Annotated in this window: 12 protein-coding genes; 6 read left to right on the forward strand and 6 right to left on the reverse strand. The window is 37.9% G+C overall.

What is annotated here, in order from left to right; translation table 11 throughout:
- Positions 1-11: 11 nt before the first annotated feature.
- Positions 12-1,370: an APC family permease gene (locus OQ267_RS13830; protein WP_088300309.1), complete on the reverse strand. Its 1,359-nt coding sequence runs from the start codon at positions 1,368-1,370 to the stop codon at positions 12-14.
- A gap of 380 nt (positions 1,371-1,750) precedes the next feature.
- Between OQ267_RS13830 and OQ267_RS13835 the strand changes: the two genes are divergently transcribed.
- Together OQ267_RS13835 and OQ267_RS13840 are read left to right on the forward strand one after the other, a co-directional pair.
- Entirely contained in the window at positions 1,751-3,619 is a 1,869-nt protein-coding gene (locus OQ267_RS13835; protein ID WP_265836370.1) for a DNA topoisomerase IV subunit B, read from the forward strand.
- 39 nt (positions 3,620-3,658) lie between these two features.
- Positions 3,659-5,653 (forward strand): ATP-binding protein, encoded by a 1,995-nt coding sequence (locus OQ267_RS13840; protein ID WP_265836371.1) that lies wholly within the window; start codon positions 3,659-3,661, stop codon positions 5,651-5,653.
- Positions 5,654-5,689: 36 nt separating this feature from the next.
- Here the strand turns inward: OQ267_RS13840 and OQ267_RS13845 are convergent, their stop codons facing one another.
- The 3 genes from OQ267_RS13845 to OQ267_RS13855 are packed head-to-tail and all read right to left on the reverse strand — an operon-like array spanning position 5,690 to position 13,999.
- Entirely contained in the window at positions 5,690-6,712 is a 1,023-nt protein-coding gene (locus tag OQ267_RS13845) for a YihY/virulence factor BrkB family protein (protein WP_088300306.1), read from the reverse strand.
- A 5-nt stretch (positions 6,713-6,717) separates the two neighbouring features.
- Positions 6,718-9,021 carry a BamA/TamA family outer membrane protein gene (locus tag OQ267_RS13850; protein WP_265836373.1) on the reverse strand — a complete coding sequence of 768 codons (2,304 nt, stop codon included), beginning with the start codon at positions 9,019-9,021 and terminating at the stop codon, positions 6,718-6,720.
- Positions 9,005-13,999 (reverse strand): translocation/assembly module TamB domain-containing protein, encoded by a 4,995-nt coding sequence (locus tag OQ267_RS13855; RefSeq protein WP_265836375.1) that lies wholly within the window; start codon positions 13,997-13,999, stop codon positions 9,005-9,007. The genes OQ267_RS13850 and OQ267_RS13855 overlap by 17 nt, the downstream gene beginning before the upstream one ends.
- Positions 14,000-14,146: 147 nt before the next feature.
- Between OQ267_RS13855 and OQ267_RS13860 the strand changes: the two genes are divergently transcribed.
- The 4 genes from OQ267_RS13860 (at position 14,147) to OQ267_RS13875 (ending at position 20,065) form a co-directional block, all read left to right on the forward strand.
- Entirely contained in the window at positions 14,147-14,635 is a 489-nt protein-coding gene (locus tag OQ267_RS13860; RefSeq protein ID WP_088300304.1) for a cytidine deaminase, read from the forward strand.
- A gap of 172 nt (positions 14,636-14,807) precedes the next feature.
- Positions 14,808-17,783, forward strand: a complete 2,976-nt coding sequence (locus tag OQ267_RS13865) for a DNA gyrase/topoisomerase IV subunit A (protein ID WP_265836377.1) — start codon at positions 14,808-14,810, stop codon at positions 17,781-17,783.
- 502 nt (positions 17,784-18,285) lie between these two features.
- Positions 18,286-18,906 carry a nicotinamide riboside transporter PnuC gene (gene pnuC / locus OQ267_RS13870; RefSeq protein WP_265836378.1) on the forward strand — a complete coding sequence of 207 codons (621 nt, stop codon included), beginning with the start codon at positions 18,286-18,288 and terminating at the stop codon, positions 18,904-18,906.
- 70 nt (positions 18,907-18,976) lie between these two features.
- A complete protein-coding gene (locus OQ267_RS13875) occupies positions 18,977-20,065 on the forward strand; it encodes an acyl-CoA dehydrogenase family protein (protein ID WP_088300301.1) in 1,089 nt (362 codons plus the stop codon).
- A gap of 76 nt (positions 20,066-20,141) precedes the next feature.
- Here the strand turns inward: OQ267_RS13875 and OQ267_RS13880 are convergent, their stop codons facing one another.
- On the reverse strand, positions 20,142-21,188 hold the full coding sequence (locus OQ267_RS13880) for a hypothetical protein (protein ID WP_265836379.1): 1,047 nt from the start codon (positions 21,186-21,188) through the stop codon (positions 20,142-20,144).
- 92 nt (positions 21,189-21,280) lie between these two features.
- Positions 21,281-22,162 carry a class I SAM-dependent methyltransferase gene (locus OQ267_RS13885; RefSeq protein ID WP_265818980.1) on the reverse strand — a complete coding sequence of 294 codons (882 nt, stop codon included), beginning with the start codon at positions 22,160-22,162 and terminating at the stop codon, positions 21,281-21,283.
- Positions 22,163-22,199 lie beyond the last annotated feature (37 nt).

Below are 22,199 nucleotides of genomic sequence, written 5' to 3' on the forward strand. Positions count from 1 at the left end.
TATGCTTTTGATTAGTTTTTATTAGAAAAATTACGTTTCTTTTGAAATAGTTTGGTCGCAAAATAAATAACCAGAAAACCTGTAAAAATAAATAAACCATTGAGCGCTGCGCCAGGATCGTCTGCATAAATGCTAAACGCAACAAAAGTATAAGCCGCAATGAATATAATGGGCAATATAGGATATAAAGGGACGGTATAAATGCTTTTCTGATCAAGATGTGCTGTCCGCTTTCTTAAAATAAAGATGGTGGCGGCAGAACTGGCCATACTGATGCTTTCCAGAAAAATGGTGTAGTTTAAGATTTTGTCGAAAGTTTTGGCATAAAAGATAATGACCACCGCAATTAAAGTGAAAACGGTTAAACTGATGGTAATCACTTCCGTTTTCTGATTCATTTTGCTGAAAATCTTTGGAAGTGCCCCTTCTTCACCCATGGCAAACATGGCCCTTGGATTGCTCAATAAATTCACATTTACATAACCCATTACAGAAACAAAAATAATGACTGAAAGCATCTTAAAACCAGCAGGTCCAAATATCCTGGAAGCTAAAATGGCTGCGATACTTTCGGCAGATTTAAGTTCTTCGAAACCGATTACCCGAACATAAACGTAGTTGATAATCAGGTAAAGTGCAACAATAATGGATAGGCCAATGATGATTGAACGTGGAATCACTTTTTTGGCTTCTTTCACTTCACCCCCGAAATTAATGGTTTGTGCGTATCCTGCGTAAGAAAAAGACACGGCAATTAAGCATAATCCCAAAGCTTTTCCATAATCTGTCCACCCTGGCCGTGTGCCCGTATGCGTTTTAAATACAGGCATGATGGTTTCGGTTTGTGAACCAAAAAATACCGCTGAGATGAGCAGCAAAATCAAGCCGATTTTCACTATTGTTAATATATTTTGCGTTTTTGAACTTGCTTTTAAACCCAGTAGATTGATGAAATAAAAGACTAAAATGGTGGTAATGGCAATGGCTACCCGATAAACATCAGTTTGCATATGGGCTGGTAAAACAATTTTGCCTAAATATTCTGCTCCAATAATAGAAATAGCTGCTACAGATGCCGCGCTTGAAATGATGACGATGCAATTGATTGCAAAAGCAATTGAAGGATGATAAGCGGCAGAAAAGATTTTATAGTATCCTCCTGTTACAGGGTATCTGGAACCAATTTCTGCATACGTAAGTGCCCCGCAAAATGCCACAAAGCCACCAATAAACCATGCCAAATAGAAAAGTTCAGGTATCTGAGCTTTTGCAGCCACATTTACCGGCGTACGAAAAATTCCCATTCCAATCACCAAACTCACTACGATCATGGATAAATCAAAGAGTGAGAGCTGCTTTTTAGGTTGCATTAAATCAGGTTTAAATAAAAGAGAACGAAGATAGGGAAATTATGGAAGAAGTTTCCGGTTGGCCGTTTTCAGCTGGTAATTTGACCATTCAACATTCAAAAATTCTCACTTTTCCATCTCTCATTTTCCGGGCTCCTCAATCCCCTTAACAATTGTTGAAATTTTCATTTGCGAGCTTCAAAGATTAAAACTATTATTGTACAATAATTTTGCTATCCGGCTTTTGAACCGTCATCACAGATGATGGCTCATTTAAGCGATATCAAATCATCCCAAACTTATTGTCATGTTGAGTGTTAAGGCTTGTTCCGAACATCCCTCGGTAAGGCTCCTTTGTGTAATCGTAAAGTTCAACCAACCTGATAACAATTAAAAAATTTATGGCAGAAGTAATTTATAACGACGACAGCATTCGCTCATTAGATTGGAAAGAACACATTCGATTACGGCCCGGTATGTACATTGGTAAACTGGGTGATGGTTCTGCACAAGATGATGGAATTTATGTTTTGTTGAAAGAAATTGTAGATAATTCTATTGATGAGTTTGTGATGGGAACCGGAAAAACCATTGAAATCACTGTTTCTGAGCAGAAAATAAATGTTCGTGATTATGGTCGTGGTATCCCATTAGGAAAAGTGATTGATTGTGTAAGTAAGATCAATACGGGGGGGAAATATGACAGCAATGCCTTTCAGAAATCTGTTGGGTTAAATGGTGTTGGTACCAAGGCTGTAAATGCCTTATCCACCATATTTACCGTACAATCATACCGTGATGGTAAAACCAAAAAAGTAGAGTTTTCTAAAGGGGAAATTGTAAATGAACAACCCGTAATTGATACTACCCAGCGCAATGGAACGGCCATTACCTTTTATCCTGATGAAACCATTTTCAGAAATTACCATTATATCCCTGATTTTGTAGAAAGTATGGTATGGAATTACGTGTTTCTGAACACGGGTTTGACCATCAATTTCAATAATCAGAAATATTTTTCAGAAAGGGGCTTGTATGATTTGCTTTCCAAATTCAATAAGCCTGAAGAAATTCGCTATCCGATTATACATATGGTAGGGCATGATATCGAAATTGCCATGACCCACGGACAGCAATATGGTGAGGATTACCATTCTTTTGTCAACGGGCAGCACACCACACAGGGCGGAACACACCAGGCGGCCTTTCGCGCGGCAGTAGTAAAAACCGTTCGTGAATTTTTTAAGAAGGAATTTGATGCAGCTGATGTCCGTTCATCTATTATAGCGGCCATTTCCATCCGGGTACAGGAACCTGTTTTCGAATCGCAGACCAAAACGAAGCTGGGTTCTCAGAATATGGGGCCTGAAGGACCATCGGTAGCTACATTTATTAACGATTTCGTTAAAAAAGAACTGGATGATTATCTGCACAAAAATCCGGATGTGGCAGATGCCCTTTTGAAGCGTATTAATCAATCTGAACGGGAACGTAAAGACATTGCAGGAATTAAAAAGTTAGCAAACGACAGGGCTAAAAAAGCTTCGCTACACAATAAAAAACTGCGTGACTGTAAGGTTCATTTTAACAGTACACATGAAAAACGCTATGAAACGACCTTATTTATTACTGAAGGTGATTCAGCATCAGGTTCCATTACAAAATCAAGGGATGTGGATTGCCAGGCCGTTTTCAGCTTAAAAGGTAAACCACTTAACTGCTATGAGCTGACTAAAAAAGTGGTTTATGAAAATGAAGAGTTTAATTTACTGCAACATGCGCTTAATATTGAAGATGGCCTGGATGGTTTGCATTACAACAATATCGTAATTGCGACTGATGCAGATGTGGACGGCATGCACATCCGTTTACTCATGATGACCTTTTTTCTTCAGTTTTTTCCTGATTTAGTAAAAGCAGGCCATGTTTATATATTACAGACACCCTTGTTTAGGGTTAGAAATAAGAAAGAAACCATTTATTGTTATAGTGATGAAGAGCGTCGAAATGCTATTGCAAAATTAGGTAGCAAGCCCGAAATCACCCGTTTTAAAGGATTGGGAGAGATTTCTCCTGATGAGTTTGGTTTGTTTATTGGTAAAGATATCAGGCTTGATCCTGTTATTTTAAAAGATCAGACCATTAAAAGCCTGTTGGAATATTATATGGGAAAAAATACTCCTGATAGGCAACAACATATCATCAGAAATCTTCGTGTGGAGAAAGACGAGGTGGAGGAAGAACCTAAGATAATTGATGAAGTAGCATAAATTCGGCGTTGATATAATCACAAAATTAAATCGACGCATTTGAAATCCACTAAAAGTTTAGCAAACAAATACCTGATCATTGTCTCTTCAATTTTGATCATTTTCGGAATAACAGCCGTTATTTTTGTGAATTTTTCAAACCTGCCGCTTCTCCAATCGGTTGATAAAATTGCTCAGGTAGAATATGATTACGCTAAACTTGATAGTTGTATTTTAAAGTTATATCATGCAAAAAACAACTGCAGAATGTTCATGGTGAATAGAAAGCATTGTTATCACCACGAATTTATGAAGGAGATTAAGGAAATCTCCTTCATTCTTGATGCCATCAGCCGGAAAAAGCAAAACGATTTTATATCTAAAGGTCAACCTTATTTAATCAGTCAAAACCAACCGGCTATAAACGAGTTTATCAGGCTGAAAATTTTGTGTGACAGTCTGATCAGTTTTTCAATAAAGCTTGATCAGGTACTTGAACGGCAATCTCTTCCGGAAACTAATCTTTTTAAAATTAAAGACCAGAATCGTATTACTACATCCGCACTGGTTCAAACAACTGATTCTGTCCGCTTAGCCCGTAATGAGTTGCAGCTTAAAGCCATTAATGAATATTTAAGGATTGATCTTATCAATGAAGAAAAACAATTGTTTAACATTGATTATCAATTAATTTCTGGCATCATTCAAGGATTAAAAAGATATCAATCCATTGAGAAAGAATACTATTACAACTTATCGCAAATCACTCATAAAAGCACCTTGAATGCGGTTATTAATTTAGATAAATTTACCAAAGTATTGCTTACGCTCACTGTTGGTTTATTGGCTTTTATCTTTTACATGATCTACCATTGTTATAAGGATGAAAAAGCTTTAATTGATTACAGCAATGAACTGGTATCTTATGCGCGCACCAAAAGCTGCTTCCTGGCAAACATGAGTCATGAAATTCGCACACCTCTAAGCTCCATTATCGGATTCTCGGAACAGTTGATTCAGATTGACTTTACGCCTGTACAAAAGGAACAGGTTGCCGCCATCAGCGAATCATCTATGATGCTTCTGAATGTTGTCAATGATATTCTTGATTTTTCAAAATATGAAACAGGCAAGGTGACTTTAGCTCAAGTTCCTTTCTTACCTTATACTACCATTAAAAATGTTTTTGAAAGCATGCGTATTCAGGCTTCACAAAAGGAGATTGGTTTCTATCTGGAGATGTCTGTAAACGAGGATATCTATTTTCTTGGTGATCCTTTGAGGCTAAAGCAGGTGCTGATGAATTTGTTAGGCAATGCCATCAAATTTACGTCACGTGGAAGCGTCACATTGGAAGCATTGCTCACTTTAACTAATAGAAACCAGGCAAAACTTAAAGTAAATATTATTGATACAGGTATAGGCATTAAGCTTGCTGATCAGGAAATTATTTTCGAAGAATTTGCCCAGGTTTACGGTACTTCAACAAAAGAAAGACAACATGGTACAGGCCTGGGCCTGGCCATTTGTAAAAAAATAGTTGAATTTCAAGGCGGAACCATTTATGTAAGGAGTGAGGAAGGGGAGGGCGCTGTGTTTTCTTTCGAAATACCTTATCAAATCACTCACCATACTTTTACAGAAAGGGTAAACACAGAATTATTTGATAAAGCCACATTACTGGAACGAAAAAGAATTTTAATGGCTGATGATAACAAGTTGAATATTATGCTGGCTGGTACCATTCTCAAAAAATATAAAATTTCTTATGATGCGGTATATAACGGAGAAGAAGCCTATAAATTATTTTGCGAAAATGAATATGATCTTATCTTAACTGATATACAAATGCTCAAAATGGGCGGGATAGAACTTGCTGGTAAGATTAGAAATGAAAACGATGCTAAAAAGCGCAGCACCCCGATATTGGGGATCACTGCCAATGTTTTACTAGAAGACCGGCTGAAATACCTGGCCTCCGGAATGGATGAATTAGTACTGAAACCGTTCCTGGAACATGAGCTACTGGAGAAAATTTTAAAATACATCCGATAGCGGGAAATGATCTCCTAAAATAAGGATTTGCTTCAGTTAGTTGACTGGTGCATGAACGGTTTCTTCCGGATGTTGAGGAGGAAGAACGTCCACGTTTTTCTCTACAATGGTAATTTTCGTAAATACGGCATATTTACTCGGTGCAATTCCGCCATCGTACTTTTCTGCATAAGCTTGTGTAAACTCAGCACCAAAATAAAGAATTATTGAAGTATAATAAATCCACAGCAGGATTACAATGATAGAACTTGCCGCACCAAATGCAGAACCCGGATTGCCTTTCTCAATATAAATTCCGATTAAATACTTACCTAAGCTGAAAAGTACAGCCGTGAATAAAGCACCAATAATGGCTGATTTCCATTTAATAACCACGTCGGGCAGCACTTTAAAGATGACTGTAAAAACAGCTGTTACTGCTGCGAGTGTAATCACATTATTTAAAATATAAATGATCAGGGCCATCGTATCATCCGCCACCGGAATCACCTCATCAATTTCACTCTTGGAAAGTAAAGCAATCAGCTTATCGCCAAGGCCCACCACCACACTGTTAATCACGAGTGATACCAACAGCAAAAAACCCATGGAAACAATCAGTGAAAAAGAAAGAAGCCGGTTCGTTAACATTTTCAGCCAGCCCTTTTTTGGAATGGCCTTTACCTTCCAGATCATGTTGATGCTGTCCTGAATTTCAATAAAAATGGCTGTAGAACCAATAATTAGTGTGGCGATACCAATAATTAAGCCAATAGTAGACTGACCCGATTTGGTGGAATGTTCCACAAAACCCTGAATCTGAACGGCAGCATCCGGACCAACCATATCTGTAACCTGAGCAAAAAACCTGTTTCGTGTATCGGTATTGCTTTTATTTCCTAAAAACAAGGTGGCGGCAGATAAAACAATAATAATTAAAGGTGTTAGCGAAAATATTGTATAATAAGCAAGGGACGCGCTCAGTTTCGTAATCCTGTCTTCCACAAAACCCTTACCTGCTGCTATAAAAAGATGGTACAGTGCTATAAAAAAATGTCTGATTTTGCTAACTAACTTCATGATGCTTAAAACGGATATCCAATTCCAATGTTAAAGATTAAATTCTCTCTTCTCCAGTCCTTGTCACCAAAGGCGATATTATCAAATACCCAGCGCTGTCCTTCTGCTAAATAAGGTTTACGCACCGGGAATGCCACATCTAAACGAACGACAAAGATGGTTGCATCAACACGTAACCCCGCTCCGGTACCAACAGCCAATTCATTTAACGCGTTTTTGAGTTTAAATTCAGAACCAGGCCTACCGGTATTTTCCGTTCCAGGAATACCCACATCCTCTTTTCTGAGCCAGATATTACCTGCATCTACAAATAATGCACCATATAATACACTGACGAGTTTAAATCTTAATTCTGAATTCAGCATCAGTTTGATATCTCCACCCTGATCGGCAAAAATAGCATTATCTGGTACTTTGTATGTTCCAGGACCTAAAGTTCTGGCTGGAAAAGCCCTGATGTCATTACTACCTCCGGCAAAAAATTGTCTTACAAATGGTAAAGAAGTACTGTTCCCATATGCATAACCATAACCAACATTTAACCGGTTGGCCCAGGTTACATTTCTGTTGATTTTATAATAATCCCTTAAGTCGGCTTCTAATCTAACAAATTGAGATAAAGGAACATTAAAAATGGAGCGCTTGCCTTCTTCATCCTTCGGAACAAATGTACCCCACAGGTTCCCACCGGTTTCTATACTACCAAAGAAAAATGTATTGTTTCTTCGGTTGGTTTCCATTTGGTTGGTGTAGGTGAAGTTATAATTACTTCCAATGATGAATTGGTTTTCTAGGGTAGTTCTTAAAAGAGGATTTTCTGTATATAATCTTAATTTTGTAGTGTCTGAAGGGAAACTAGTTGAAACGTAACTTACTGATATTGGATTAAAATTATGTTCCTTATACTGGTTTTCTTGAAAGTTATACCCAAATTCACCTTTAAAAGCATTCAGCGTATATTCACTACCCCGGTTCAGCATTTGATATGAGAGCGAGGCAATGGTTTTGGGAATAAAGGCGGTGGTGCTGTTCGGCTTATAAAAGGGAACAATAAATCTGGGGAAAGTTAACTTAGCTTCGGTAGTAAGGGAGAGGGAATTCCGGCCCAGTGATGTTCCCCTGGTTTGGGTTTCAAAACCACCACCTACACTTAAGTCTAACTGTTCTGCGCCCCTAAAAAGGTTTCTGGTGGTTTGTGTCACCTTCACTTCCGAACCCACAAAGTTATTGGATTTACTGGTTCCGGTCACCGAAAACGTCAGTGAGTTTTTCTTTAAAGGCGTCAGGTAAATATTAAGGTCCAGCTGGTTGTTTTTAAAACTGTCTACAGGTAAAAATTCTGCTCTTACATCCTGAAAGGCACCAATATTAACCATCCTGTTTAATGATTGGTTATGATCTTTACGGTTATATGGTTCCCCTTTCTGGAAGAAAACCAAACGATCAAACAAGCGTGGCTTAAAGGTATTTCGATCATCATAAATATTAAAATCCTTGTACTCCAGGGGTTTTAAACGTCTTAAAATCGTATCTCTTCTTAAGGAATAGTTTGGATAGATATTGATGTTTTTAATGGTATATGGCTTTAATGCAGCATCCGGAGCAATATCCTTCACCTTTATTGAAACATTAACCAGGTTTTTGCCAATGGTACTATCCACCTGCATAATTAAATAATCAGGACTGAAATAGAAATAACCATTTTCTTTTAAATCGTTATCAATTCTGATCCGCTCGTTTTTATAATTGTCAAGGTCGTAAAAATCCCCTGCTTTTAATAAGGTTTTGGCTTTATTGGTATTGATAATTTTAGTCAGCACACCAGAATCCGGCGGAAAATTTACCTGATTAATTTTATACCGCTGACCAGTATTAGCAGTGTAAATGGCTTTTCCTTTTCTATTTTTAACCACTGTATCACCTGTTACTTCGGCCTGCAGGTAACCTTCACTCAACAGATAACTGGTTAGTACATCATTATTGTATTTAAGTTTAACCTCACTTAAAAGCACAGGAGCCTGCCCTTTTTTTCGAATCCAGTTTCTTAATCCACCTTTTGCCTTTTTAGGTTCGCCGGCAAAATTATAAATGGCCAGTTTCAATTTATTATTAGGCTTAGGTCGTGTCTTACCTTTTAAGTCTGCCTTTATCTGTTTTTCGTCGTCAATTTTACCTGTAGAATCAGGATTAATTTTTACTTCAGCGCCGGTATATAAAATCTGCCCTGGTTTTAAAGATTTGGTACTGCTACAGCCCGCGTAAACTAAACAAGCCAATAGAAATAGGATAGGTCTAGTTAGTTTTCTCATTTTGTGCTTTCTGTTCAATGTTTCTTGTTCTTCTGTTTCTTTTCTTCTGGAATATTTCTCTGAATTTATTGTAATCCACAACAAGGGTAAATCCTAAACCTGTCTCGATAATCTGTCCCTGCACAATTACATCGTTTTGATTTCTTCTGTAAGCTCTTAACCTATATCTTCCATCTGCCGATAGGGCATATTCTACATTTACATTTCCTGCAATGTCTGTTGATTTTTCACCTGGCGCCTGCGGACCTTCCAATGCAAATGAGCTTCCTACGGTAACCGTTAACCGATCATTAAGCAACTTCTTGGATAAGCCCACTTCAAGGTCAGTTTTTTGCTGCATGGAACCGGTAGAATAATCTTCTGATGAATTCACTCCAAAATTAAGATCTACCCCCTGAATCAAATCAGAAGTCAGGTTATTTAATTGCTCTGTCAAAAGTTTGCTCACACTAGAGCGGGCAAGTGTAGAAACACCACCACCGCCACCGGCTAAACTTTCAAAAGGATTATTGGCGATAAATCTATTCAATGCCAGTAAGGCGAATACCTGTTTATTCAACTCGCTTTCATTCCGGTTAACGTTAATCAATCTGGTATATACCTGTCCGCCTAATGCATTACGCTCATTTTCAGGCAGGTCTAACCTGAAGGAAATAATCGGCTTCAACAGTTCACCTTTCATCATCAGATAAACCTGAAAAGGCAACTTGGTTCTTGCTTCGTATAAATCTGGCTGGTTCAATAAATCAATAGGTGCTGCATTTACCTCATAAAGTGCCGTTAAGTTTACATTTGCTGATGTCGGTTCGCCTGTCCATACGATGGTACTGCCTTTAACCAGCTTAAATTCTTTTTTGCCTAAAGGGCCAACAGATAAATTATAAGAACCATCAATAACTTCATAACGGCCGGTCATGCTTATTTTTCCACTTGGATCCATGGTGGCATTCAGGTTGGCATCACCCTTAATATTCAAGGCGTCACCATTTGAAGGATCTACCACCACATTAAGTTCTGCTTCAGGATCAATGGTAATGGCTGCGACCAGGTTAATACCTTTCATGGAAGATTTATTGATGCTATCCACTTTAAGTGCTTTTTGCCCGTTAAATGGTGGTGCATCTGCATCAATAAATTGTACAATGCCATCCTGATCTATAATGGATGGATCGCTTGAAGGCAGGGCGAAGAAGAATCTGGTATCTTTATTCACCTTAATATTCATCTTCACATCTGGCTGATTCATATCTCCTCTAACCTGAATATCACTGGTTAAGAAAACCTTTCCATAAATCATGTCATTATCAGCTGCAGTAGAATTAATGGCCCTGAAGTTATTCATCTTAATATCTAAACCAAAACGATAACTTCTGTAATCTGTAGTCATTACCTTTCCATTGATGGTTGCTTTCTGGTTTAGAGAATCTATCAGCGTAAAGTTATTAAAGCTAATGCCTTCATTGGTGAAGGAAATCTTTTCATTAGGCATTCTGAAATAAGAGTTAACATAGGCCACATTAATCCCGGCATTATTAAAAGTAAGGTCGCCTAAAATTTTAGGTGCAGTTAATTCACCCTTAACACTTAAGGCACCAGTAATGGTTCCGGTTCCGTTTTTTAATTGTCCGGCAGATAAACTCTCTATATTTTTTAATTCTATTTTATCAATGTTTACAGTTAAATCCAATGCACTTTTCGGAGCCGTGTAATAGAATCCGTTTACCCTTAAATCGTGCACGCCGCTTAAGGCCACATTTACTTCATAGGCATTTTGTGTGTCATTATTAACGGCTAAACGCAACGTACCTAACTGATCTTTTTGATAACGCAATTGATCGATAGTTAAGTTTGCCTCAAATTTAGCTGATGAAGCCAGATCTTTCACATTTGCTGTTCCATTTAAACGCCCGCCCACCAAAGTAGTATCTGTTTCTGCAAATTTAGTCAGGGTTTCTAACTGGAAATCTTTAAACTCAACGGATAGCGGTGCATTGGGTTGTGTAGGGTTACTGTTAATCGATAATGACTGACCGCTGTTGCTGATCTGAAATTGATTCACCAGTATGCCGGATGCACCAAACTGGATATAATTATCTTGAGATACCACCCATTTTTGATAGTCGAGCAATAATTTTTGCGGATCTAAAGTAAATTTGAAGTCTTTATTAATAGATTGAAAATTTCCACCGATTACATATTTATCTTTACGTTGTCTGTCGCGAAGAAAAATATTAACACCTAAGATATTACTTGCCGCTTCACCACTTACTTCTGTATTAAAAAGTGAAACTGATGGACTTTGCAATGCTTTAACGGTTAAGGCATAATCCAGTTTATTGTTATCGTTATTGATGTTTATCAGTGTGGTATCGATTTTAAAATCACCATATACCACCTGTGGGAAACTCCCTTTAATCTGCAGGCTGTCTTTTTGGGTATCAATTAACCCGTAAAATTGCGAGGGTTTAAAAACGGTCAACTCCGGAACAAACTGCTTCAATAATTTTGAATCATAAACCTTAACAAAGAAACGCATCCGTTGATCTGGGATTTTGGTCACTTCTCCAAAAGCATAATATTTGTTAATTTCATTAATGATGGCATTGCTCACTTTCGTCAGTTGATATTTACCATCGATTTTTGCTGATAAAACTTCTGATTTGAGGGTCAGCTCATTTTCAGTTGCTGTGCTTTTAGCTCTGACAGATATGGTATCCACATTAATTCTTTGCTGATCTTTTACCAGCTGTAAACCTGTAACATCAACACTGCCATTTAAGTAATCTGCATCTGCGGTGGCCAAATCAACCTTAACAAGGCCTGCAGCACTTAATACTGTCGGACTAAAATTCAAGGCTTGTAGATTTAACTGCTTTAAGTTTAAATCTGCCTTCACCGCCGGATATTTTCCCGCCAGGTTAACATTGGCATTCAATGCAAAATTGGCATTGCTATCCGGCATGCTACTGTTAATGGCTATTTTCTGATTGGCATATGTACCGGCAAGATTCAGGTTGCGATAGGTGTATTTATTATAATAGGCATTTAAAACCCGTGCGTTAAATTTTGCATTAATTTTTTTAGGATCAAGGCCGGTCCCTGCAACATCAGCCTTCACCGTAACACGACCTAATTTAGGCTGCATTTTTAGCAATCGACCAACATTGAAATTATTCAGACTGATATCTGCTTTATAGCTTTCTCTCCCTTTTGGTCCCTTCATTCCCGCAACTACTATTGCACCACCCATATCCGTTTGAATATTCATATTGGTGTTGAAATCAGTCATTGATCCGGTAAACTTTCCTCTGGCATTGATTACATTTGGAAGTTCAATAGATGGTGGAAGTGATTTTTTAGGTACGGCCACCAGAATGTCGCTTTTTGTGATATAAAGTTTTTTAATATTCAGATCAAGAAAGGTTTTGTTTATGTCAGGTAAGCCTTTGGCCGTACCACTAATGTCTATCTGTGTATTCTTTAATCCGCTGATTTGTAAAAGTGGGATGTTCAGGTTATTAAGATAGCCATTTACCTTTGCATTCAGTTTAATTTTTTCATTGCGGTAATTCGCCGGAATGGCATCACTGAAATAACCGGCATCTTTTAACCCTATAGTCGTATTTTTGAAACTTAGTGCCAGTTTCACTTTTTCAGGATGTTTAGTTAAGTCATCCATTGAAGTAAAGTTAAGTTCGGTGGCATTTTCAATGGCGGTGTTTGGCGTTTTTAAAATGAAGTTGCTTAACTTAATCTGCTTATCATTATATATGGCATTTCCTTTTAACTCATTTAAGGCAAAACCACTCTTTTCTTTCAATGATCCATTTTTAACATTGGCTTTAATACCATCAGCACTGTAACTTACATCGCTGGCACCAAAAGTAAGTCTGCTGATTTTGAGGTGATTAAAGTCCATTCCTTTAGGTGCGGCTTTTGCACCAAGGTTATCAAACTGAAAATTATTATCTGTTAGGCTGATATTTTTAATCATCAAGCCCAAAGGCGATTTTTCCGGAACAACCGTATCTTTAACTTTTTTTAAATTGTTGCTTGGTGCAGGTTTAAAGGCGAAGAGAATATTGGATTTATTTAATTTAGCATCCTCTACAGTGTATTTACTGTTAGTGAGATCTACCTTTAAATGGACCAGACCCAATTCATTTACAGTAGCAATGGCTTTCGTTGTGGAGATCTGATCATCATAATTTACCTTCACATTGTTGAAGGCAAAATTTTCCACTTCAATTAAAGGCAGTTTCCCTGTTTCTTTCTGGCTACTATCTACACTATTGGTAATGTGCTGTACCAATTGGGTTAAAGGTTTTTGCTGAAGATATTTAAGCGAAGTATTATTTAAGTTAAGCGCTTTAATCACATAGTGCTGGTTGGCTAAATCAAATGTTTTTAATTTAGTTTTAAATGCCCCTAAATAGAGTTTTACATCATTTCCGGCCACATCATCCCGATAGGTAATGCCAATATCTTCAAAAGAAACCTTATCTACAGAAAATTTGAGGGTTGAAGTCGTATCCTGATCCACTTTTTTTTCTGGTTTTTTCTGGTCACTCATAAAAGCATCGACCAGGAAAGAAAAATTAAATGTGGTATCGGGGTTAATACGCTTCACATTCGCACGGATATTTTTTAACTCAATATTATTAATCTCAACCGTATTCTTTAATAATTTAAACAGACTGATATCTACGGCTAACTTTTCAGCATATAGCAGTGTATCGCCTTTTCGGTCTTCGATGTAAAATTTATTTAAAACCACATCTTTAGGTAAAGCAATTTTAATGCTTTCCAAACTGACTTCAGTTTTAGTTTTGGTTTTGAGATAGTTAATTGCCTTTCCTTTTACAAAATTTTGTACGGCAGGAATATTTAGTGAAAGGGCTATACCGACAACCAGGATGATAATTGAAGCAATTACCCAGAGTAAAATTTTTAAACTTTTACGTACGTATTTATTCAAAGCTGATAATGTTTGATGGTTTCTTTAAATGCTAAAAGCGTACCCCTAAATAAATTTTAGGGCATATTTATAAATAATACAAAAAATAAACTAAATTGTTCGCCCGCTGCAAAAATTTAACATTGGCGGCATAATAATCAACAATAAATGAAATTATTAAATCTGAATATTAGTTTTGAGCAGTATGCTGGCCTTAATGAACTGAACACAAAAGACAAGCTGCTTTGTGAAAATGCAGAGCTGGCCTTAAAGGGTTCATATTCACCTTATTCAAAGTTCAGGGTGGGTACGGCCATCCGTTTGGCATCCGGTGAAACCATTCTTGGGAGCAACCAGGAAAATTTAGCCTATCCATCCGGATTGTGTGCAGAGCGTGTAGCATTATTCTCTATCGGATCCAATCAGCCCAATGCCATTATTGAAAGCATGGCCATTACTGCGCAAACTGATCATTTCCAGATCACAAAACCTGTTACCTCATGCGGAGGCTGTTTGCAGGTGATGGCAGAATTTGAACGTAAACAAACAACACCAATTGAAGTGATTTTTTACTGCCTCAATGGCGAAATCTTAAAAGTACCCAGCGTAAAAAGCTTACTGCCTTTTTCTTTTGTAGAAGACAGGCTGGAAAGATAGCGTTTTATCAAAGCTAAAAGTCCGGCATCATGTAAAATAAACACTTCAATAAAAGGGTAAAATTTAATTATTTAAGTCATTCCATCAAAATTTGAACTTTGAATGTGCATAACCTCTGTTCATTCGATGAGATCATTTTTATTATATTTACGGCTGCCAATTTTGTAAATAGATGAGTGAAGAATTAGACCAAAACATAAACGAAGAACACAAGCATACCGTAACGCCAATTAATGGTTTATATGAAAACTGGTTTCTCGATTATGCGTCTTATGTAATTCTGGATCGTGCCGTTCCGCATATTCATGATGGTTTAAAACCTGTTCAGCGCCGTATTATGCATTCGTTGAAAGAAATGGATGATGGGCGTTTCAATAAGGCAGCCAATGTAATTGGAAATACCATGAAGTATCACCCACATGGTGATGCTTCCATTGGTGATGCAATGGTACAAATTGGTCAGAAAGATTTGCTGATTGATATGCAGGGCAACTGGGGAGATCCCATTACCGGCGATAGTGCTGCGGCACCGCGTTATATTGAAGCCCGCTTGTCGAAATTCGCAAATGAAGTGGTCTTCAATCCCGATACTACCGAATGGCAATTGAGTTATGATGGACGAAATAATGAACCCATCACTTTACCGGTTAAATTTCCGTTGTTATTGGCACAGGGAGCAGAAGGTATTGCCGTTGGTTTGGCAACTAAGGTAATGCCACACAATTTTAACGAATTGCTGGATGCTTCGATTGATGTGTTAAAAGGAGAAAGGCCGAATATTGTACCTGACTTTTTTACCGGTGGAATGGCTGATTTTTCGAATTATAATGAAGGACAGCGCGGCGGCAAAATCAGGGTTAGGGCAAAAATCACCGAAAAGGATAAGAAAACCCTCGTGATTACAGAAGTTCCTTACAGTACCACAACCAGCTCTGTCATCGACAGTATTCTGGCTGCCAACGATAAGGGCAAAATCAAAATCAAAAAAATTGAAGACAGTACAGCAGCGCATGTAGAAATTATTGTGCACCTGGCTCCCGGAATTTCGCCTGATGTAACCATTGATGCATTATATGCTTTTACGGCTTGCGAGGTTTCGATCTCACCCAATACCTGTATTATCCAGGATGATAAGCCACACTTTTTAAGTGTAAACGACATCCTGATTCAAAATACCAAACACACCAAAAGTTTATTAAAAAAAGAACTGGAGATTCGCCTGCATGAGCTGCAGGAAAAAATCTTTTTTAGTTCACTACTTAAGATATTTATTCAGGAGGGGATGTATAAAAACCCTGAATATGAAAATTCCAGTAATTTCGATACCGTTGTTGAAGTATTGCATTTACTTTTTGATCCTTTCAAACCTTCGCTTTACCGGGAAATTTTACCCGAAGATTTTAAAAAGCTGATCGATAAACCAATGAGTAGCATCACCCGTTTTGATGTGAAAAAGGCAGATGAGCAAATGAAAAATCTGGAAGATGAAATCAAGGTGGTTAAAAATCACTTAAAACACCTGACCGATTACACCATCGCCTGGTTTCAGAAATTAAAAGATAAATACGGGAAAGGTAGAGAACGGAAAACTGAAATCCGTTTGTTTGATCGGGTAGAAGCTTCAAAAGTGGCTTTAGCAAATGTGAAACTGTATGTAAACCGTGAGGATGGTTTCATTGGTACGGGCTTACGTAAAGATGAGTTTATTGCAGATTGCTCAGACATTGATGAAGTGATTGTTTTCCGTGAAGATGGAAAGTGTATGATCACCAAAGTGGCCGATAAAACCTTTGTTGGAAAGGGAATTATTCATGCCCAGGTTTTTAAAAAAAACGACGAGCGCACCATCTACAATATGATTTACAAAGATGGCGGTACAGGAGTAGCTTACATTAAGCGTTTTGCAGTTGTCGGTGTAACAAGAGATAAGGAATACGATTTAACCAAAGGATCAAAAGGCTCGAAAGTTTTATATTTTACTGCCAATCCGAATGGTGAAGCTGAAATTATAAATGTTGCCCTGAAGCCGCACTCTAAATTGCGTAAGCTTCAATTTGATCAGGATTTTGCTGAAGTAGCCATTAAAGGTCGTGGATCGCAGGGGAATATCATTTCTAAATATCCCGTTAAAAAAATCACCTTAAAAAGTAAAGGGGTTTCTACCTTATCAGGGTTAAAAATTTGGTATGATGATTTGTTAAAGCGCCTAAACGTTGATGGAAGAGGGAAGTATCTCGGTGAGTTTGATGGTGATGACCGGATTTTACAGGTACATAAAGACGGTTATTATGAATTAAGCTCATTTGAACTAAGTAACCACTTTGATGACGGCTTGATTTTGATCGAAAAGTTTGATCCTGAAAAGGTATTTGCTGCGGTTCATTTTGAAGGCAAAGCACAAAATTATTTCATCAAGCGTTTTGTTTTTGAACTGCAATCCATTGGTAGAAAAACCATTTTTATCAGTGAGGAACAAAAATCTAAATTGTTGTTTTTAACGGCGCACCCTGCCGCAAGGATTATTGTTGATGTGCTTAAAGGTAAAACGCAAATTCCGGAGACGTTAGATTTGATGCTTGCAGAATTAATTGATGTAAAAGGCTTAAAGGCAAATGGCAACCGCTTATCGCCACATGATGTGCAAAAAGTAGTGTTGGAAGAACCCGCCATTGAAGTGGAAGATGCTGATGAAAATGAACAAAGTGGGAGTAATGATGAGTCAGGTGAAGGTATTGAAGGGGCGGTAGTAGAAACAGAAACAGTTAATGATATGGCCGAGCCTGAAACCAATGAAGAAATTTCTAAGCCAGAAGTAGTTGAGGAGGTTGCCGAAACAGCAATAAAAGAGCAGCCAAAGCCTAAATTTGAACGGAAAATAGTGCCTGCTGTTGAAGAGAAAATAGTACAGGAAGAAAAGCCGGTAATCAAACAACCAGCTCAGGAACCAACTGGGATTAAAGAGGAAGAAACCGGGACTGAAGAAAAAGCTGTTGAAGAAGTAGAAAAACCTGCACCGGCGAAAAAAGAAGAACCTAAAATTAAGGATAAGCCGAAAGCTGAAGAAAAGCCGGCTAAAAAGGTAGATTTCGAAATTACCAATCCCAATGATATTGAAATTGATGACAAAGGTCAATTGGGACTTTTTTAAACAATAAGTCGTTATTGCTGAGGTACGCAGCAATCTTAATGTAATCGCTATACAAGAACCTAATGGTTGATGTGACACCAACCATTAGGTTGAAATATAAACGCTGATTTCCTTTGTAGCATAAATACTGATGGTAAATTCGACTATTTCACATTTAAAGAATTGGTGGGTCGGGCAATCCTCCACCTGTTGAGAGTTTAAAAGAATAGTATCTTTCGATTACGTATCTTAAAATTTAAATCTATATTTGCCTTACTCAAAGGGGTGCTTTTGAATTGTGCAAGACCTGTTGCAATCGGAGGCTGAGATTACACCCGTTTTAATTGGAAAGTTAAAAGTCCAAAGTCGAAAGTTTAAGCTTTTAACTTTGAACCAAAACTTTTAACTTAAATGCACCTGATCCGGATAATGCCGGCGTAGGGAAGAGGTTAATTCAACATACTGTTTCGCCCTGAAAGCAGTTTCAATTATTTTTATCTGCCGTGAGGCAAAATTATTGTAAATGAATTTTCAGGAGTGGTTCAGGCTTTTTCAACAACAAATTCTACATACTTCAATCATAGAATGGCTGGCCGTTGGTTTCGGTGTTTCTGAGGTTTTACTGGCTAAAAAAAACAACATCTGGTTATATCCCACCGGCATTATTTCCATTCTATTATCCATGTTTCTTTTACTTAATGTTAAGCTCTATGCAGAAATGTTGCTCAGCATTTACTATCTGGTGATGAGTGTTTATGGGTGGATGATTTGGAAAAAGCGCAAAATTGACGGTGAAAACCAGGTATCATGGAGTACCAGCCAGGAGTTGTTAATTGCAGTGTTAATTGCTGTAGTTGGTTTCTTTGTGTTATATTTTGCATTAAGACACCACACTGATTCTGACGTACCACTTCTGGATGCCTTCGTGTCATCAACCGCATGGGCCGGAATGTGGCTGCTCGCAAAACGTAAAATTGAGAATTGGATTTTCCTCAACATCTCCAATATAGTGGCTATACCTTTATTATTTCATAAAAAGCTACCGCTCATGGCCTGCCTAACTACTTTCCTTTTTATAGTCGCCATATTTGGCTTTCTAGATTGGAAGAGAATTATCGGCAAGAGGAAATTTAGGGTGGCTTAACACTACCAATATGGAAAAGGTAGTATTTGCTTTGAATCGAATACCTTCCATGCTCATTAGATAAAAAAACATGCAAAATACGTTAACATCAACCTGGCAAAATAAGGTAAGGGAATTTGCAGCGCAATCTGAAGCGTTGGGAGAGTTGCATCCGGAAATTTTGGACCTTGCCTACAAGGAAAACTGGTTTAAACTTTTTGTGCCTCAAATTTATGGTGGTGCAGGGAAGAAACTTCCTGAAATTTTACATCTTGAAGAGGAGTTGGCTGAAGCCGATGGGAGCTTAGGGTGGACTGTAACCCTTTGCGCTGGTGCCGCCTGGTTTGCGGGTTTTTTAGATCAGGAACTTGCGAAAGAAATTTTTTCAGAGAGGGAAGTTTGTTTTGCGGGCAGTGGTGCAGTTGGAGGAACGGCAGTTCAAATGGAAAGTGGTTACCTGATTAATGGTCATTGGAAATATGCCAGTGGTGCCTTGCATGCTACTGTTTTTACAGCCAATTGTACGATAAAAAAAGTAGATGGTACTGATCTTCTAGATGAAGATGGAAATCCTGAAGTCATCTCTTTTATCCTTAAGAAAAATGAAGTGGAAATTCTTTCCGGCTGGTCATATTTTGGGTTGATTGCAACCGGAAGTCATGCATTTGAAGTAAAAGACCTGCTTGTTCCAGTAAACAGAACCTTTAAAATCAATAGCGATATTAAAGTGGCAGATCAAGGCTTTGATTATCCTTTTTTACAACTGGCTGAAACTACGCTGGCTGTGAATAGCCTGGGGATGGGCAGGCATTTTATCCGGTTGGTGGAAGATTCTTTTTTTGCACGTTCGGGGCTAAGCAGATACAATGATGAACAGGTAGCTTTTTTTACTTCTGAATTAAATGGTTGCAAAACCGAAGTTGAATCGTTGAGAAATCAATTTTATACCACCTTTGATCAATCATGGGATCAACTTATTCAAAATGGTTCGATACAAGAAGATCAATTGCAAATGGTGAGTCGCATAAGCAGGAAACTTGCTCATGCCTGTAGAAGAGCTGCTGATACGCTTTTCCCTTATGGTGGGTTGGAAGCCGCTAAAAAGGAATCAGAAATTAACCGGGTTTGGCGAGATATTCATACCGCAAGTCAGCATGCATTGCTCACTTTTGAAAATTAGTGGTGGGTATAATTTCCAGTTTAATTTAGACCCTAAAATGAAATAAAAAAAGCCCATGATCATCATGGGCTTTTTTTTACTGATACTGAATGTAGATCGGTTTCGGTGTAAGTTTTAATAACTCTTCCGGAGTCATTAAACGTTTAGGTTCTTTTTTCAAATCATTTTTATAAAAAAGCTTGAAACCTGTAAACTGCACAGGCTCACCATAAACGAAATGGCGATAGGTACCTTTCTTCAGTTCTGGCTCACCCCATCCATCCATGTGTACAACCACCTGTACTTCCGGACGTAATTTAATGTTTGCAGCATTGGTTACCATTTTCTTTGTAAAACGGTGTAAAACAAATACTTTCGGAGGCAAGTTGTATTTTTTAACGATATCTGCAAGGTATCCTGTTACATAGTTGACATCAGCAGCATCATAAGTTCCAATTTTTTTGCCTGGAAGAGAACCATCTTTCATTGAAAATTCAGGATCGATTCCTAAATGCACATATGGCAACTGAAGATATTTGGCAATATGCGGAAGCTCATCCTTTATAGTGCTTAATGCCACCTGTAAATCCAGAAAAACGATGGTATTAGGTTGCATTTTTGCAATGGTTAATACAGAATCAATCTGTTTGTTACCCATCCGGTTGATATATTTTTTGTCTTTTCCAGGTGTTCCGCTTGCTACTGCAGCAATGTAATGCAAACCCGGTTGAACAGGTGTAGAAGGGTCAGCCTTTTCCCAATGTTTAACTTCAGCATTTAGGCGTTGCCACATCTCTTTTGGTGCGTACTCACCCAAAGCCCCCATTTTTTTAGAGTGAAGGTTTCCGTAATAAACCACAATCCTTTTAAAAGGTAAAATGGCGCCAGCAAGTGGAACAGGTTGATTTTTAACCGGCCATTTGCCTGTGGTATCACCGTTAGCAAGTTTTTTTACAAGAGAATCATATAGTTTTGGATCAACAGGCTTCATCACGTTTGCGGTTGAATCTCCTTTCTTTTTAGTGGTGTCAGATGTATTCTGGCCGGTACCACTTTTGCTCTTGCCATCTGAGTTACAGTTTGCAAATAAACTGATTGCAGCAAAGCCAAGTATAATTGTGCCTGCTAATTTGGGGAATTTCATAGATAATATAATGGGTTATTTAGTGTTGCAGTTTTTACAACTGGCTTTTAATCGGAAAAGATATGGAAATTTGCTGAATTAAAACAAATAAATTATACGTTACAGAATTTACCAAAAACACCTAAAGGTAGTTTTATACCTGCAGTAGCTTGTAAGTATAACTCGCCTGTTTCTAAGTTCTGAACACTTGGATAAGAGGTCCGGATTAAATTTTCGACAATCACAGATGAAAATCCTAATGAATAGGTATTTAAAATTAAGAAATGTTCCTCTTCATCCAAAAGCTGAACTACATCTTGCATCATTTCCTGGATATGATCTTCCAGCTTCCACTTTTCGCCATTCGGTCCATGGCCATATGCTGGTGGATCTAAAATAATACCATTGTATTTTTTACCTCTCTTCAGTTCTTTTTTTACAAACTTTAAAGCATCTTCCACCATCCAACGGGTATTTTTCAAGCCAGATAATTCTTGATTTTCATTTGCCCAGGTTACGACCTGTTTAATAGAATCGACGTGGGTGGTTTCTGCTCCGGCAGCATTTGCAATTAAAGAGGCAGCACCTGTATAGGCAAAAAGGTTGAGCACCTTTGGTTGGGGCGTTTTAAATTTTTTAATGGAAGAAGAAATAAAATCCCAGTTAACCGCTTGCTCAGGGAACACACCAACATGTTTAAAGGAAGTTAGTCCTAAGCGAAGTTTAATAGCCACTTCGTCATTTTTATATTCTACATGCCAGCGATCTGGTATGGATTGATTTTTTTTAACCCACTCTCCTGAAGTTGCAGACCGACCTCTGAATGTAATGTTCGCTGTTTTTTTCCACTCTGATTCTGATAATGTTTTTTTCCAAACGGCCTGTGGTTCAGGACGGATTAAAATCACATTTCCAAAACGTTCTAATTTTTCAAAATCCCCGCAGTCAATCAGTTCATAATCTTTCCAGTGCGTTGGGGTCAATAATTGTATCATGTATTAATATGTGTTGTTCGTTATTGCTTCGTAACTC

Source organism: Pedobacter sp. MR22-3 (genome assembly GCF_026240075.1).
GTDB lineage: Bacteria > Bacteroidota > Bacteroidia > Sphingobacteriales > Sphingobacteriaceae > Pedobacter.